Annotated in this window: 12 protein-coding genes; 10 read left to right on the forward strand and 2 right to left on the reverse strand. The window is 58.5% G+C overall.

The features are described 5' to 3' along the window. Positions 1–149 precede the first annotated feature (149 nt). The 3 genes from N7D90_RS17560 (at position 150) to N7D90_RS17570 (ending at position 4,810) form a co-directional block, all read left to right on the forward strand. Positions 150–1,367, forward strand: coding sequence for a hypothetical protein (locus N7D90_RS17560; RefSeq protein ID WP_261739195.1), 1,218 nt, complete (start codon positions 150–152; stop codon positions 1,365–1,367). A 288-nt stretch (positions 1,368–1,655) separates the two neighbouring features. Continuing rightward, the gene (locus N7D90_RS17565) at positions 1,656–4,025 is read left to right on the forward strand and encodes a TonB-dependent siderophore receptor (protein ID WP_261739196.1); all 2,370 of its coding nucleotides are present in this window, start codon (positions 1,656–1,658) and stop codon (positions 4,023–4,025) included. A 284-nt stretch (positions 4,026–4,309) separates the two neighbouring features. Further along, positions 4,310–4,810, forward strand: coding sequence for a C40 family peptidase (locus tag N7D90_RS17570; protein ID WP_261739197.1), 501 nt, complete (start codon positions 4,310–4,312; stop codon positions 4,808–4,810). A gap of 113 nt (positions 4,811–4,923) precedes the next feature. Here N7D90_RS17570 and N7D90_RS17575 read toward each other — a convergent pair whose 3' ends face one another. Next, complete coding sequence (locus N7D90_RS17575) at positions 4,924–6,240, reverse strand: LLM class flavin-dependent oxidoreductase (protein ID WP_261739198.1); 1,317 nt, start codon at positions 6,238–6,240, stop codon at positions 4,924–4,926. A 17-nt stretch (positions 6,241–6,257) separates the two neighbouring features. Then, positions 6,258–7,181 (reverse strand): ABC transporter substrate-binding protein, encoded by a 924-nt coding sequence (locus tag N7D90_RS17580; RefSeq protein WP_261739199.1) that lies wholly within the window; start codon positions 7,179–7,181, stop codon positions 6,258–6,260. A 313-nt stretch (positions 7,182–7,494) separates the two neighbouring features. Between N7D90_RS17580 and N7D90_RS17585 the strand changes: the two genes are divergently transcribed. The 7 genes from N7D90_RS17585 to N7D90_RS17615 all read left to right on the forward strand — a co-directional run bounded on the left by N7D90_RS17585 (position 7,495) and on the right by N7D90_RS17615 (position 15,490). After that, positions 7,495–8,733 (forward strand): acyl-CoA dehydrogenase family protein, encoded by a 1,239-nt coding sequence (locus tag N7D90_RS17585; protein WP_261739200.1) that lies wholly within the window; start codon positions 7,495–7,497, stop codon positions 8,731–8,733. 89 nt (positions 8,734–8,822) lie between these two features. Continuing rightward, a complete protein-coding gene (locus N7D90_RS17590; RefSeq protein WP_261739201.1) occupies positions 8,823–9,737 on the forward strand; it encodes a LysR family transcriptional regulator in 915 nt (304 codons plus the stop codon). 101 nt (positions 9,738–9,838) lie between these two features. Further along, positions 9,839–11,326 (forward strand): gamma-aminobutyraldehyde dehydrogenase, encoded by a 1,488-nt coding sequence (locus N7D90_RS17595; protein WP_261739202.1) that lies wholly within the window; start codon positions 9,839–9,841, stop codon positions 11,324–11,326. A gap of 88 nt (positions 11,327–11,414) precedes the next feature. After that, positions 11,415–12,566, forward strand: coding sequence for a putative ABC transporter substrate-binding protein YdcS (gene ydcS, locus N7D90_RS17600; protein ID WP_261739203.1), 1,152 nt, complete (start codon positions 11,415–11,417; stop codon positions 12,564–12,566). A 105-nt stretch (positions 12,567–12,671) separates the two neighbouring features. Beyond that, positions 12,672–13,709, forward strand: coding sequence for an ABC transporter ATP-binding protein (locus tag N7D90_RS17605; RefSeq protein WP_261739204.1), 1,038 nt, complete (start codon positions 12,672–12,674; stop codon positions 13,707–13,709). A gap of 1 nt (position 13,710) precedes the next feature. Beyond that, complete coding sequence (locus N7D90_RS17610) at positions 13,711–14,658, forward strand: ABC transporter permease (protein ID WP_261739205.1); 948 nt, start codon at positions 13,711–13,713, stop codon at positions 14,656–14,658. After that, entirely contained in the window at positions 14,648–15,490 is an 843-nt protein-coding gene (locus tag N7D90_RS17615; RefSeq protein ID WP_261739206.1) for an ABC transporter permease, read from the forward strand. Before N7D90_RS17610 ends, N7D90_RS17615 begins: the two co-directional genes overlap by 11 nt. Positions 15,491–15,562 lie beyond the last annotated feature (72 nt).

The raw sequence follows: 15,562 nt of genomic DNA on the forward strand, positions 1-15,562 counted from the left end.
TCTCTAGCGGATTTATAGAAAAGACGCCGTATCACCTATAAAACAATAAACGCATCTATCAAAGCCACTTCGCCAATTGCCGCCATCAAGGCAAGCGGGAACGTGTTGCCTGTCACTTTTCAATGCGTAACTTTGCAGGGGAGTCAAACATGAACAAGTCCGTTATATGTCTGGGACTGATGATGAGCAGTTGCGTCAGTTTTGCTGCCGAATCCGGCTCGACCGCACCCGTGGTTAAAAAGCCGTTTCCGCATATCGCCTGGCGCAGTGATGACGGTCAAAGCAGTCTCGATATTGGCGGGGCCTTGCGCACCAACTACCGCGATGAACATTGGGACACGACCGAAAACAATGGCCGCTTTTTGTTCGACACCTTTCGCCTCGATGTGCAGGCAACCTACAAGAACCTGTTCAGTGATGTCGGCTACTGGTTTCAGGATGACGGTAAACGCGCCGTGGATCGCGGTTATGTCGGCTATCGCCTGAACGACAACTCCAACCTGCAACTGGGTGCACCGTTCAAACCGTTCGGCCTGGAGCCCTATCCCCAGTTCGGCTGGAGTTATCACCTGCCGTTCTTTATGGGCTACGGCTCAAGCACGGCTTCAGGCTTGAAATACAGCTACAAGAACCCGGAGTGGGACGTGCAACTGGCCTTTTTCCCGCGCATGTTGCCGAGCGATATTCGCTTTGCGCCGGAGGTCGGGCGCTATGCCGACCTCAAGGACAATGCGATCCCGGCCATCCAGTCGCGCCAGGACAACGAGAAGCGCAACCAGCTCAACGCCCGTGTCGCGCGAACCTTTATCAATGATGGCTGGAAAGCCGAGGTCGGGGCATCGGTCGCCACCGCCCAGCTGTATAACGCCACCACCAAAGACGACGGCGACTACTGGGCTGGCGGTATTCACGCCATCATCAATGCCGGGCAATGGACGGTAACCGGGCAAGGCATCCGCTATGAGTTCGACCCGAAAAACCCGGCCGGAGTCAGCAAAGACTCGGTGCTGATGGGCGGTAACGGCTTGACGCCTGCGTACCTGATCGCTTCCAAGGCCAGTCTTGGGGCGCTGAACGTAAGCTACGACATCCTCACGCCAAAACTGGGGCAGCTGAAAAAAATCAAACTGTATAACGACTACAGCCGTCTGATGAAAGACAAAAGCGGCTGGGACGACTCGCAGATGTACACCGTGGGCGCGCAGTTCTTTGCAATGCCAGTCATGGCCTGGGTTGACCTGACCTGGGCGAAAAATGCCAACCCTTACGGCGGTGCAGAAAACGGCAGCGGGTTCACCAACACAAGTTCAGTGGGTAGTAACCACTGGTACTACCGCACCAATGTCAATATTGGCTATTACTTCTAAAACCCTCGAACTCGGCGTTTCCTTGTGGCCACAAGGCTGCAAGGAAAAACTGACAGTCGCAGCACACCCCCCTCTACATCAGTGAACACACAACAATCCCCCGGCCCTGAAAACCAGCGGCATTTGCGCAAACGAAAAATACGCTTGATTGGGATTAATTATCATTTACATATGAGAATAAGTCTCTAATATCCCCGCCTTACGTGGTCTTTGCCATACATTGCACGCTTGCGCTGCGAGCTGCCTGCAAAGTCGATCTGCCTCCCTCCCCTCTGCAGGATCTTCGACATGCTTCGTCCCTTTATGCCCATGTTGTCAGGCTCCTTGGCACTTGCTCTGTCGACCGCAGCACTGGCGGCACCGCTCAGTTTCAATCTGCCGGCTCAACCGTTATCGACTTCATTGACCCAGTTGAGTAAAGCCAGTGGCCTGCGGGTGAACTACGAGAGCCAAGCGGTCGCAGGCAAGCAGGCGCCAGCAATACATGGCCAATTGGAACCTGCGCAAGCACTTGAGCAACTGCTTGCTGGCAGCGGCCTAAGTGGCACCGTACAGGGCAACTCCGTCCATGTGCAGCCATACAACACAGGCGTATTGAACCTCGGCGAGGTGAGTATCAATGCGCAAAGCGGCGTTGCTGGCACGGCCACCACCGAAGGCAGCGGTTCTTACACCACGGGCGCCATGAGTACTGCAGTCGGCCTGCCGTTGTCGATCCGCGAAACCCCGCAGTCGGTGAGCGTGATTACCCGCCAGCGCATGGATGACCAGGGCATGAACGACCTCAATGATGTGGTCAAGTACGCGCCGGGCATCACCCTGCGCAAGTTCGGCGGAGACCGCCAACAGTTTCTGGCCCGTGGTTTTATCGTCGATAACCTGATGTACGACGGCCTGCCGACCAGCCTCAGTACATTCACCCTGGACACCATCGCCGGGGCAGACTTGGCGATGTATGACCGGGTTGAAGTGGTGCGTGGTGCCACCGGGTTGATGAGCGGAGCCGGCAGCCCGTCGGCGACCCTCAACCTGGTGCGCAAGCGCCCTACGGCCACGCCGCAAGTCAGTATCACCACCAGTGCCGGCAGTTGGGATCGCTACCGCACCGAGGTGGACGCATCGAACAAGCTCAATGAAACAGGCACGCTGCGCGGGCGCCTGGTAGCCGCGTATGAAGATGACAAGAGCTATATCGATGAACGCGACAAATTGCGTCAGACTTTTTACGGTGTGCTGGAAGCCGACCTGAGCGACTCAACCACCTTGACCCTGGGCGCGTCCAAGCAGCGCGACGATGCAACCTCGGACTGGGGGAGCCTGCCAGCCGGGCCGAATGGCGAAGACTTGCACCTGCCGCGCCACACCTTCTTGAGCAACGATTGGGCCTACTGGAACCGGGACAATGTGAGCCTGTTCACCGACCTCACCACCCACTTCGACAACGGCTGGACCTCACGGCTGGCGTTCGCCAGGATCTGGGCCGAGTCCAATACCTTCTCCAGTTACTTGAATCCACCCAAGAGCGGAGGTTTCACTCAGTCCTCGGGCCAATACGACACCACCGATGTGCAGACCAACCTCGATGGCTCCTTATCCGGTCCGTTTCAGTTGTTTGGCCGTGAGCATGAACTGACCGTTGGCGCCAGCAGTCGCCAGGAGAAGTTCGACCAAAAAGGTGGCTTCTGGTCAAAGGCCACCCCGATCGATATCTACAACTTCGACCCCGGCGTGATTCCCAAGCCCGACATTGCTGATCGCACACCCTATCAAAGCCAAAACACGGCAACCGAGAGGGGCATTTATGCCGCGGCCCGGTTCAACCCGTTCGACCCGCTGCACGTCATCATTGGCAGCCGGTTAAGCTGGTACGACTACGACAACCGAGCGGGCACGGGTGACTACAAAGTCACTCAGCAAATCACCCCTTACGCGGGTGTCATCTACGACCTGAACGACACATATTCGGTCTACGCCAGCTACACCGAGATTTTCAAACCGCAAACGCAGCAGGACGTGAGCGGCTCTGTTCTGAAACCAATGACCGGCGAAAGTTATGAGGTGGGGATCAAGGGTGAGTATTTCGACGGTGAACTGAATGCATCGCTGGCGCTGTTCGACATGACCCAGGAAAACCGCGCCTATGCACTCGATACCCAGCCTGCCGGTTGCCGGGCCACCAACCGCACCTGCTACGAAGCCGCGGGCGAAGTCCGCAGCCGTGGGCTTGACGCGGAAATCAGTGGTGCCCTCACCCCGAACTGGCAAGCCTCGGCAGCCTACACCCTGGTGCTGAGCCAGTACGTCAAGGACAAGGCCTTTGACAAGGGCAATCTGTTTGCGCCCAACCAGCCCAAACACCTGTTCAAGGCCGCAACCACCTATCACTTGCAAGGTGACCTGGAAAAAATGCGCATTGGCGCTGACGTACTGGCCCAAAGCGCAACTTACGGCCGGGTCGGCAATGGCCATGCCGAACAGGACGCCTACGCCGTGGTTGGCCTGATGGCGGGCTATCGCGTCAATGAGCACTGGGACGCACGGGTGAATCTGAACAACGTGCTCGACCAGAAATACTGGCAGGGCATCCCGACTGCCACCGGCAGCGGTACCTATGGTGACCCGCGCAATGTGATGTTTTCCCTGAAATGGTCGCTGTAACACGCGCCAACTGACGCCCGACAAAGAACCTGCAAGGCCAACTCTCTGTGGGAGCGAGCCTGCTCGCGAAGGCAGATCATTCGCGAGCAGGCTCGCTCCCACAAAGAAGTCACTGGTCTGCGCACCGTGATTAAGCCCGAGAACCGAAAAACGCTTTATCCAATACGCCAAGTACTGTTCGTCGGGTTCAGATTAATACCGTAATCCTTGTAGGAAGCGCCCCACATACCCGCTGCGACTGCACTTTTAGACTTCAAGCACCCCCATCAAACGGAAGGTTACTTGTGTCTAAATTCATTTCTCTGTTCTTGTTTTTCACCCTTGTCGGCTCCACCCTTGCTACCGCTTCTGAGGCTCGAAAACCTTATCCCTGGGCCGTCCAGACGGTTCATGAAACCTCTGCACCACACCATGTCAAAAAGGTCATCAACCGCGCACATACCTTGCTTGGCATCCCTTATCTGTGGGGCGGCATGTCACTGGAAAAGGGCTTCGATTGCAGCGGCATGCTGGTGTATCTGTTCAAGAACGAAGCCAATATCCATGTACCAAGAACCACCGCAGCCATGCTCAGCGCGAAATTGCAAAAAGTCGACCGGCATAATCTGAAACCTGGGGATGCGGTATTTTTCCGCACTCAGGGCGGCACACGCAGCAATCACGTTGGCCTGTACATCGGCGATAACCGCTTTATCCATGCACCCCGCACCGGCAAAACGATCCGCATCGACTCGATGGACAATTCCTACTGGAAGAAAAACTACACTACTGCCCGCCGCTTCTAAGCCCAAGCACAAGGACATAACCGCTCAGAGAAGCGGACGCATTGATGGATCTATCGAGTATTGAGGTATCAGCGAGGGGTTTAGGGGTAAGCCCCTCGCATTGTGATCAGTCACTAATAACTTTTTAAACCCAGATGCCCACGCAGTGTCGGGTGTTCATACGCCGTGCGCAGGTAGCCGCGACGTTGCAGGATCGGCACTACCGATTCGGTGAACTCCTTAAAGGTGCCCGGCAGATACGCTGGCGATACGACATAACCGTCGCAAGCGCCCTGCTCCAGCCAGTCGATCAGTTGCTGCGCCACGCTTTGTGCAGTGCCCACCAGTTGCGGCACTCGGATGCTGGCGGCCATGATCGCGCCGTATTCTCCAAGGGTGATATCGCGTTCCAGACGCAGCTTTTGCGCGATCACGTCCGGTGTCGTCGAGTGCCTGGCGATATCGAGCAGGCGGGTGTCCAGCGGGAACTGGGTGAAGTCGAAATTCGACTGGGTAGACAAGGTGATAACCCCCAGCTCAGGGTTGGCCAGCGCATTGTGCTCATCACGCTTTTTGATCGCCTCGGCTTCAGTGCCGCCAATAAACGGCATGACCGCGGTGAGGATTTTGCAATCGTCCGGGTTGCGACCAATGGTGCGCATTTGCTGGTGGATGTCCTGGCGGAATTCAAGCATGCGCTCCACCCGGCTGTTGATACTGAAAATCACCTCTGCCCAACGCGAACCAAACTGCCGACCACGCCCCGAAGCCCCGGCCTGGATCAACACCGGCTGGCCCTGCGGCACACGCGGAATATTCAGCGGCCCCTCACAGTCGAAGAAAGTACCGCTGTGCTTGAACGCATCAATCTTGCTCGCGTCCGCGAGGATGCCCCGAACCTTGTCCAGCACCAGCGCATCGGGCTGCCAGCTGTTCCACAGTTTGAGCACCAGTTCGACAAACTCATCGGCACGGGCGTAGCGCTGATCATGGGCCAAGTGCTGCGCTTGGCCAAACAGGCGCGCCTCGCTGTCATTCATCGAGGTCACGATATTCCAAGCGCTGCGGCCTCTGGAAATATGATCCAGAGAGGCGATCGCTCGCGCCACATGGGGCGGTTGGTAGTAGGTGGTGGAGCGCGTCAGCCCCAGGCCAATGTGTTTGGTGTGACCGGCCAACAGGCTGAGAATCGGTAACGGGTCCAGCCGCGCAGCATCCTGGGCACCCAGCTCAAAAGAGCGCGCACGGGATTGCCCGGCCTGATCGCCAACCGCCAGCCGATCGGCAAAAAACAGCAGGTCGAAGCAGCCATCCTCGAGGGTTTTAGCGATTTCGATGTAGTAGACGGGGTCGAGAAAGTGGCTATGGGTTTGCGGATGACGCCATACCGCGTGGCTATGTACCACGGGGCCCGAAAGCATGAACCCCGCCAATGCCATTTGCTTGGCCATAAGGATTTCCTTGTTGATCAGAGTGCGCGGTCAAACATGGGAGTGACGTCGTACGGCTTTTTAAGCAGCTTGGCGTCATAGAGGAAATCAGAGGTGGCCTGGGCCTCGCTGATGATGGTGGGCGAAATCGGCAACACGGTGATGGCGTCGCGCTTGAACCAGGCTTTGGCAATTTCCGGGGAGGACTGGTTAGCCTTGGACCAGGCAACGGCGTACTCATCGACATGGCTTTGGCTCCACACCCGGGCACGGGTCAGGCGCGCAACAAAGTCCTTGATGATTTCGCCTTTTTTCGCCAGCACAGGCTCATAGGCCACCACGTAAGTCGGTGCGCTCATCAGCCCCTTGGCGTTACGGATCAGGGTGCTTCCCTCTTTCTCCTGCAACGAGACATAGGGTTCCCACGTGCCAAACGCGTCGATATCGCCCTGGCTCAGCGCCATGCTGGCTTCAGCCGGCAGCAGGTATTTGTAGGTCACGCTGTCGCGTGCAACCCCTGCCTCATCCAGAGCCTTGAACATCATTTGCTGGCTCCAGGAGCCGTTCCAGATAGCGACGGTTTTACCTTTGAGATCAGCCACCGACTGAATCCCCGGGCGGGCCACGATACCTACACCGTTCAGGCTGGTTTGCGTACTGGCCACCACCTTCACCGGGGCACCATTGGCCGCCAGGCTAATCACCGGCGTATCACCAACGACGCCAATATCCAGCGCACCGCTGGCAACCGCCGAGGCCACTGGCGAGCCAGTATTGAAGCGCTTGAAGTCAATGGTATAGGGCAAGTCCTTGAGTTCACCCGAAAGCTCTAAAACAATGCGATTGGAGAAGAACTGATCCCCCACCACCAAGGTCAATGGCGCAGCTGCACAGGCCGATGCGCCATGCAGTGCCAGAGAGGCCACACCCAGCAGGGCCAGCAGTTTTTTACGAGTTGTCATTAAGGATCCCTACAGAGTTAACGGCTAACTCAACCATCTGTAGGCATGCAGTCTGGCATTGAGAAAAGAGGCTTTATGGATCGCCAAGCGTGGCGTTTTTAGAAGCTAGCGCAATAAATACATAACCGGTTAATACTTTTAAGTCATATCAATAGAACCCTGTCCGGGTATTTGGTTAGCTGTTTTTGGTATTAAGAATTTTCCCGTTCCAGGTTTAGGGTGGCCTCACCAGACCACTGGGCCTAATCGCATTTACTTCACTCATTACAGCGCCAGCGCGCCCTTGAGCGCAGGCCCGGCAAGGTCAGATTGCATGCCTAATCCAGATTTGAATATTTGGGGCACAGCCCCAACCGCCCGTTATGAACAACTGGCCGCGCCCTTTCGCCCGCTGTTTGAACACATCAGCGCGCAAGCCGCGGAGGCGGATGGCTCGCGCAGCAGCCTGGCCACGGTGATCCAGCAATTGAATGCATTGGGCTTGCCGCGGTGGCGCCTGCCGCAAGCTTATGGCGGACACGGCGCAACGCTGGTCGAGTTGCTCACCCTGCTGACCGAGTTATCCGCCGCGGACTCAAACATCACCCAGGCCCTGCGCGGGCATTTTGGTTTTTGCGAAGAAGTACTCGTCTCGAAGGATCTCGACTGGCAGGCAAAATGGCTGGACACGCTGAGCCAGGGCGCACTTCTCTCCCCGGGCAGTACCGAAGTCGGCACCCAGACCCGTGGCGAATTCGGCACACGCATCCATCGGGCTGAAGACGGCTCGTTGCGTATCAGCGGTAAAAAGTTCTACACCACTGGTGCGCTCTACAGCGACCTGATCAACACCATCGGCACCGGTGAAGACGACACGCTGTACAGCGTGGTGGTCGACCTTAAAGCGCCGGGGGTACAGATCATTGATGACTGGAACGGTTTTGGCCAACGCCTGACGGCAAGCGGCACCTGCATCTTCGAAAATGTACGGCTGGATGACGAGCCGCGCGCCACCGACCAGCGTTTTGCCTATGGGCAGTCGTTCTTTCAGATCTATCACCTGAGCACCCTGGCCGGTATCGCCCGCCGAGCCGCCTTGAGTGGCGCCGAAGAACTGAGCAATCGATCCAGGACCTTTTCCACGGGCAATGCCGACATTGCCGCGCAAGACGTACAACTGCTGCAAGTGATCGGCGAAGTCGCCAGCCAGGCCTACGCCGCACAAGCCATTACCCGACAAGCTGCAGAGCGTCTGGAGAGCACCGCGCAATACACGATAGCCAGTGACAAGCCGCTGCCCCATGACGATCCGCAGGTCGCACAGGCCGAGCTGGAGGTTTGCCTGGCGGTAAATCCGGTGGTGGACGCGACGCTGGCGGCAACCACCGCGCTGTTCGATGCCCTGGGCGCCAGCGCCACTGCAAGTAACAAGGCGCTGGATCGCCTGTGGCGAAACGCCCGCACCCTGGCCAACCACAACCCCCGGGTATACAAGTCGCGCATCGTCGGCAACTACCTGGTCAACGGCATAGTGCCACCCTCGCAGTGGCGGGTAGGCGTGGCCAAAGGCTGAACATCGCGAGTTCTTTCGGCACCAAGCCATCGATAAAAAGGATATACACTGGGGCACATCTATAAAAACAGCCCACTGGGTAATCCCCCATGATGACTTTGCGTCAGATCCGCCACTTTATTGCCGTGGCCGAGACCGGTTCGATCTCGGCCGCCGCCCAGGCGGTGTATATCTCACAATCGACATTGACCCTGGCCATCCAGCAACTGGAGCAGGAAATCGGTGTCAGCCTGTTCAACCGCCATGCCAAGGGCATGACCCTGACCCACCAGGGCCACCAGTTCCTGCGCCAGGCGCATCTGATTCTGGCGACTGTCGACAACGCCAAGCGTAGCCTTCAGCAGAGCACCGACCAGGTGGCCGGGCAGTTGATCGTAGGCGTGACCAGCCTCGTTGCCGGTTACTACCTTGCAGACTTGCTCACCCGCTTCCAGCGCGCTTATCCCAACGTCGAAATTCGGGTAATGGAAGACGAACGCCCTTATATCGAGCATTTGCTGGTCAGCGGCGAAATTGATGTCGGGGTACTGATCCTCTCCAACCTCGAAGACCGCCACGCCTTGCAGACCGAAGTGCTGACCCACTCCCCCCACCGGCTATGGCTGCCGGCCCAGCACCCGTTGCTGGAACGCGACAGCATCAACCTTGCCGACGTGACCCGCGAGCCCCTGATCCAGTTGAACGTCGATGAAATGGACAGCAATGCCCAGCGCCTTTGGTCCCGGGCGGGCCTGCAACCGCGCATCACTTTGCGCACCGCCTCGACCGAAGCGGTACGCAGCCTGGTGGCCGCAGGGTTGGGCGTGTCGATCCAGCCGGACATGACTTACCGGCCATGGTCACTGGAGGGCGACATCATCGAAGCACGGCCCATAGCGGATCTGAACCAGACCCTCGACGTCGGCCTGGCCTGGCGCCGCGGTACTGCGCGCCCGGCGTTGGTAGATCCGTTCCTGACAGTCGCCCGGGAGCAACCCCACGGCGGGCGCAAGCCATCTATTTAATCGAACGCCACCTTCAGTATTAAGTATTTGTCGACCTCGGAGCCCAAGACTAATCTTGTTACATCTATAAGACGGTCGGGGCCCCAGTCACAGGGAGCACCATGACCACACAAGAAAAGAGAACCCGCAAAATGTCAGCCGCCCAGACCCCGTTGTTCACCGCACTATTAATCGATGGTGAACTGGTCGCAGGCCAAGGTATGGCTGAGCCAATCCTCAACCCCGCAACCGGTGAAGTGCTGACCCACATCGCCGAAGCCAGCTCCGAGCAGGTCGAGGCCGCGATCCTCGCCGCCCACCGCGCGTTCGCTGGCTGGGCACGGACCACGCCGCAGCAACGCTCGAACCTGCTGCTGGAGATCGCTAATGCGATCGAAAAGAACGCCGACTTGCTCGCCCGCCTCGAATCGCTGAACTGCGGCAAGCCACTGCACCTGGCCCGCAAGGACGATCTGAGCGCCACTGTCGATGTGTTCCGCTTCTTCGCCGGCGCCGTGCGCTGCCAGACCGGCCAGCTCAGCGGCGAATACCTGCCGGGCTACACCAGCATGGTGCGCCGCGATCCGATTGGGGTGGTGGCCTCGATTGCGCCATGGAACTACCCCATCATGATGGCCGCCTGGAAAATCGCCCCCGCGCTGGCCGCTGGCAACACGCTGGTATTCAAGCCTTCCGAGCACACTCCGCTGTCGATTCTGGCCCTGGCGCCAGCACTGGCCCAGATCCTGCCACGCGGGGTGATCAACATCATCTGCGGCGGCGGTGAAAGCGTGGGCAGCTGTCTGGTCAGCCACCCCAAAGTGCGCATGGTTTCGCTGACCGGCGATATCGTCACCGGGCAAAAAATCCTGTCGACCGCCGCCAAAACCCTCAAGCGCACGCACCTGGAACTCGGCGGCAAGGCCCCGGTGATTGTCTGCAATGATGCGGACATTCAAGCCGTGGTTGAAGGCGTGCGCACCTATGGTTATTACAACGCCGGCCAGGACTGCACCGCAGCCTGCAGGATTTATGCACAGGCCGGAATTTATGACCGACTGGTAGCCGAGCTCGGTGCCGCCGTCAGCAGCCTGCGCTTTGCCGGTAAACGCGACACCGACAACGAGATCGGCCCGCTGATCAGCACCCGCCAGCGCGACCGCGTATCCAGTTTCGTCGAGAGGGCCCTCGGCCAACCGCATATTGAACGCATCACCGGTGCGGCCGTGCATTCAGGTGCTGGCTTCTATTACCAGCCCACCCTGCTGGCCGGGTGCAAACAGAGCGATGAAATTGTTCAGCGCGAAGTGTTCGGGCCCGTGGTCACAGTGACCCGCTTCGACGAACTCGCCCAAGCCGTGGACTGGGCCAACGACTCCGAATACGGCCTCGCCTCCTCGATCTGGACCCAAAACCTGGACAAGGCAATGCAGGTTGCGGCACGCCTGCAATACGGTTGCACCTGGATCAACAGCCATTTCATGTTAGTCAGCGAGATGCCCCACGGCGGGCTCAAGCGCTCGGGCTATGGCAAGGATTTGTCCAGCGATTCGCTGCAGGACTACAGCGTGGTGCGGCACATCATGGCCCGCCACGGGCAACATCTATGAAAAACAGCATCCCCTAATAACAAGCCGCTCACGGCACAACATCACGTTCAAAACTGCCCCGACCATAATTAAAAAAGAGGGAAACCCCATGTTCGTGCACAAGACCGCAATGCTCAGTGCAATCACCACCGCGCTGCTGGCCAGCGCCACGCTCCAGGCCGGCGAACCGCTCAAAGCCGTCGGTGCAGGCGAAGGCCAGCTGGATATCGTTGCATGGCCCGGCTACATCGAGCGGGGCGAGAGCGACAAGGCTTATGACTGGGTAACCGGTTTCGAAAAAGAAACCGGCTGCAAGGTCAACGTCAAGACCGCCGCCACCTCCGATGAAATGGTCAGCCTGATGGCCAAGGGTGGCTATGACCTGGTCACCGCCTCCGGCGACGCATCGTTACGGTTGATCGTCGGCAAGCGCGTACAGCCGATCAATACGGCGCTAATCCCGAACTGGAAAAACATCGACCCGCGACTCGCCAATGCGCAGTGGTACGTGGTCAACCAGCAAACCTACGGCACCCCGTATCAGTGGGGCCCGAACGTACTGATGTACAACACCGGCGTGTTCAAAACCGCGCCTGACAGCTGGAGCGTGGTGTTCAATGCGCAGAACCTGCCCGACGGCAAGCCGAACAAGGGTCGCGTGCAAGCCTACGACGGCCCGATCTACATTGCCGACGCGGCGCTGTACCTGAAGACCGCCAAGCCGGAACTGGGCATCCAGAGCCCCTATGAACTGACTGAAACCCAATACCAGGCCGTGCTTGAACTGCTGCGTGCCCAGCAACCATTGATTCACCGCTACTGGCACGACACTACCGTGCAAATGAGCGACTTCAAAAACGAAGGCGTGGTCGCGTCCAGCGCCTGGCCGTATCAAGTCAACGGCCTGATGAACGAGAAACAGCCAATCGCCTCGACCATCCCCAAGGAAGGCGCCACGGGCTGGGCCGACACCACCATGTTGCACGCCGAGGCCAAGCACCCCAACTGTGCTTACAAGTGGATGGACTGGTCGCTGCAACCCAAGGTCCAGGGCGACGTAGCCGCCTGGTTTGGTTCGTTACCAGCAGTGCCGGCAGCGTGCAACTCGAGCGAACTGTTGGGCGCACAAGGCTGCAAGACCAACGGTTTTGACCAGTTCGAGAAGATCGCCTTCTGGAAAACCCCGCAGGCTGAAGGCGGCAAATTTGTGCCGTACAGCCGCTGGACCCAGGACTACATCGCGATCATGGGCGGTCGCTAAGCCGTCTTCGCCAGCAGGCTCACTTGCGCATTTGATTGCACTCCCCCGTGGGAGCGAGCCTGCTCGCGCAGCTTTTAAAGATTCTGTTTTTTGGAGCACCGCACCATGACACTTGCAGTCCAGTTCACCCAAGTTTCCCGTCAATTCGGCGAGGTGAAAGCCGTTGACCGGGTTTCCATCGATATCAAGGACGGCGAGTTCTTCTCCATGCTGGGCCCATCCGGCTCGGGCAAAACCACCTGCTTGCGTCTGATCGCAGGCTTCGAACAACCGAGCGCAGGCTCGATCCGCATTCATGGCGAAGAAGCCGCCGGGCTGCCGCCGTACCAGCGTGATGTGAACACCGTCTTCCAGGATTACGCTCTGTTCCCGCACATGAACGTTCGCGACAACGTCGCTTATGGCTTGAAAGTCAAAGGCGTCGCCAAGGCCGAGCGCCAGATGCGCGCCGAAGAGGCGCTGGATATGGTCGCCCTTGGTGGTTACGGCGAGCGTAAACCGGTGCAGTTGTCCGGCGGCCAACGCCAACGCGTGGCCCTGGCCCGCGCCCTGGTCAATCGCCCCCGCGTGTTGCTGCTCGACGAGCCCCTGGGCGCTCTCGACCTGAAGCTGCGCGAACAGATGCAAAGTGAGCTGAAAAAGTTGCAACGCCAGCTCGGCATCACGTTCATCTTTGTCACCCACGACCAGACCGAAGCGCTATCGATGTCTGACCGTGTAGCCGTGTTCAACAAGGGCCGCATCGAACAAGTTGATACCCCGCGCAATCTGTACATGAAACCGGCAACCACCTTCGTCGCCGAATTCGTCGGCACCTCCAACGTGATCCGCGGTGATTTGGCGCGTCGATTGAGCGGCAACCCGCAGGCGTTTTCAATTCGTCCCGAGCATGTACGTTTCGCCGAGGGCCCCTTGGCCAGCCACGAGATCGAAGTCAGTGGCCTGCTGCACGATATTCAATACCAAGGCAGCACCACCCGCTATGAGCTGAAACTGGAAGACGGCCAGACCCTGAACATCAGCCGCGCCAACGTGCAGTGGCTGGATGTCAGTGCCCAGCACCAGACAGGGCAGCGCATCAGCGCCCGCTGGGCACGCGAGGCCATGGTCGCGCTGCACGACACCGTTACAAGCGGGGTGTGAGATGAACAGCGTGGCTATCCCTCAAACCCAGGCCGGTAACTCGCCTCTGCGCAGGTTCTCCAACCTGTTGTACCGGCGCCCCAACCTCTACCTGTCGATGCTGCTGGTGCCGCCGTTGCTGTGGTTTGGCGCGATCTACCTGGGCTCGTTGTTGATGTTGCTATGGCAAGGTTTTTACACCTTCGATGACTTCACCATGGCGGTCACTCCCGACCTGACCCTGGCAAATTTTGCAGCGCTGTTTCAGCCGTCAAACTTCGACATCATCGTGCGCACTCTGAGCATGGCCATTGTCGTGTCAATCGCCAGTGCCGTTGTCGCATTTCCGATTGCCTACTACATGGCGCGCTACACCACCGGTAAAACCAAAGCGTTTTTCTACATCGCGGTGATGACGCCGATGTGGGCCAGTTACATCGTCAAGGCTTACGCCTGGACGCTGCTGCTGGCCAAGGGCGGCGTGGCGCAGTGGTTCGTTCAGCACCTGGGGCTGGAACCGGTATTGCAGTTTGTACTGGGCACTCCGGGGGTCGGCGGCAGTACATTGTCGACCTCGCACCTTGGCCGTTTCATGGTGTTCGTCTACATCTGGCTACCGTTCATGATATTGCCGATCCAGGCCTCTTTGGAACGCTTGCCGCCCTCCCTGCTGCAAGCCTCGGCCGACCTTGGCGCCAAGCCGCGCCAGACCTTTATGCAGGTGATTCTGCCGCTGTCGATTCCGGGCATTGCCGCCGGTTCGATCTTCACGTTTTCACTGACGCTGGGCGACTTTATCGTGCCGCAACTGGTCGGCCCGCCAGGCTACTTCGTTGGCAGCATGGTGTACGCCCAACAAGGCGCAATCGGCAACATGCCGATGGCTGCCGCCTTCACGCTGGTGCCGATCGTGCTGATCGCCATTTACCTGTCCATCGTCAAACGTCTGGGGGCCTTCGATGCGCTCTGATCCAAAGAAACCGGCGTCGGAAAAACAAGGCGATCAAGCATCCCTGGGCCTGAAAATCGCAGCCTGGGGCGGGTTGGTGTTTTTGCACTTCCCGATCCTGATCATCTTCATGTACGCCTTCAACACCGAGGAAGCGGCCTTCAGCTTTCCGCCCAAGGGGTTCACCCTGCACTGGTTCAGCGTGGCGTTTTCGCGCCCCGACGTACTGGAAGCGATCAAGCTGTCGGCACAAATTGCTGCGATTGCAACGCTGATTGCGATGGTGCTCGGCACCTTGGCTTCGGCGGCGTTGTACCGCCGGGATTTCTTCGGCAAGCAAGGCATCTCACTGATGCTGATCCTGCCGATTGCCCTGCCCGGGATCATCACCGGTATCGCGTTGCTGGCGACATTCAAGTCATTCGGCATCGAACCCGGGATGTTCACCATCATCGTCGGCCATGCGACTTTCTGCGTAGTGATCGTCTACAACAACGTAATCGCGCGCTTGCGCCGCACCTCCCACAGCCTGATCGAAGCGTCGATGGACTTGGGGGCTGATGGCTGGCAAACCTTCCGCTACATCATGTTACCGAGCCTGGGCTCGGCGTTGCTCGCAGGCGGGATGCTGGCATTTGCATTGTCGTTCGATGAAATCATCGTCACCACGTTCACTGCTGGTCATGAGCGCACCTTGCCGCTGTGGCTGCTCAACCAGCTCAGCCGCCCAAGGGACGTGCCGGTCACCAACGTAGTCGCCATGCTGGTGATGATGGTGACCATGCTGCCAATTCTCGGCGCCTATTACCTGACCCGTGGTGGCGAAAGCGTAGCGGGCAGTGGCGGTAAATAACCGACAGCGACTCCCCTCCTGTGGGAGCGAGCAGGCTCGTTCCCACAGTGATCAAAATAATTCGATAAGGAC

The organism is Pseudomonas fragi (assembly GCF_025426255.1).
Classification (GTDB): Bacteria; Pseudomonadota; Gammaproteobacteria; order Pseudomonadales; family Pseudomonadaceae; genus Aquipseudomonas; species Aquipseudomonas kulmbachensis.

What these genes read in the sequence shown, in the direction of transcription:
- N7D90_RS17595 (WP_261739202.1), top strand. Translation starts at nt 9,839, where the DNA reads ATGACCACACAAGAAAAGAGAACCCGCAAAATGTCAGCCGCCCAGACC.
- ydcS (WP_261739203.1), top strand. Translation starts at nt 11,415, where the DNA reads ATGTTCGTGCACAAGACCGCAATGCTCAGTGCAATCACCACCGCGCTG.
- N7D90_RS17590 (WP_261739201.1), top strand. Translation starts at nt 8,823, where the DNA reads ATGATGACTTTGCGTCAGATCCGCCACTTTATTGCCGTGGCCGAGACC.
- N7D90_RS17610 (WP_261739205.1), top strand. Translation starts at nt 13,711, where the DNA reads ATGAACAGCGTGGCTATCCCTCAAACCCAGGCCGGTAACTCGCCTCTG.
- N7D90_RS17615 (WP_261739206.1), top strand. Translation starts at nt 14,648, where the DNA reads ATGCGCTCTGATCCAAAGAAACCGGCGTCGGAAAAACAAGGCGATCAA.
- N7D90_RS17575 (WP_261739198.1), bottom strand. Translation starts at nt 6,240, where the DNA reads ATGGCCAAGCAAATGGCATTGGCGGGGTTCATGCTTTCGGGCCCCGTG.
- N7D90_RS17565 (WP_261739196.1), top strand. Translation starts at nt 1,656, where the DNA reads ATGCTTCGTCCCTTTATGCCCATGTTGTCAGGCTCCTTGGCACTTGCT.
- N7D90_RS17580 (WP_261739199.1), bottom strand. Translation starts at nt 7,181, where the DNA reads ATGACAACTCGTAAAAAACTGCTGGCCCTGCTGGGTGTGGCCTCTCTG.
- N7D90_RS17560 (WP_261739195.1), top strand. Translation starts at nt 150, where the DNA reads ATGAACAAGTCCGTTATATGTCTGGGACTGATGATGAGCAGTTGCGTC.
- N7D90_RS17585 (WP_261739200.1), top strand. Translation starts at nt 7,495, where the DNA reads ATGCCTAATCCAGATTTGAATATTTGGGGCACAGCCCCAACCGCCCGT.
- N7D90_RS17605 (WP_261739204.1), top strand. Translation starts at nt 12,672, where the DNA reads ATGACACTTGCAGTCCAGTTCACCCAAGTTTCCCGTCAATTCGGCGAG.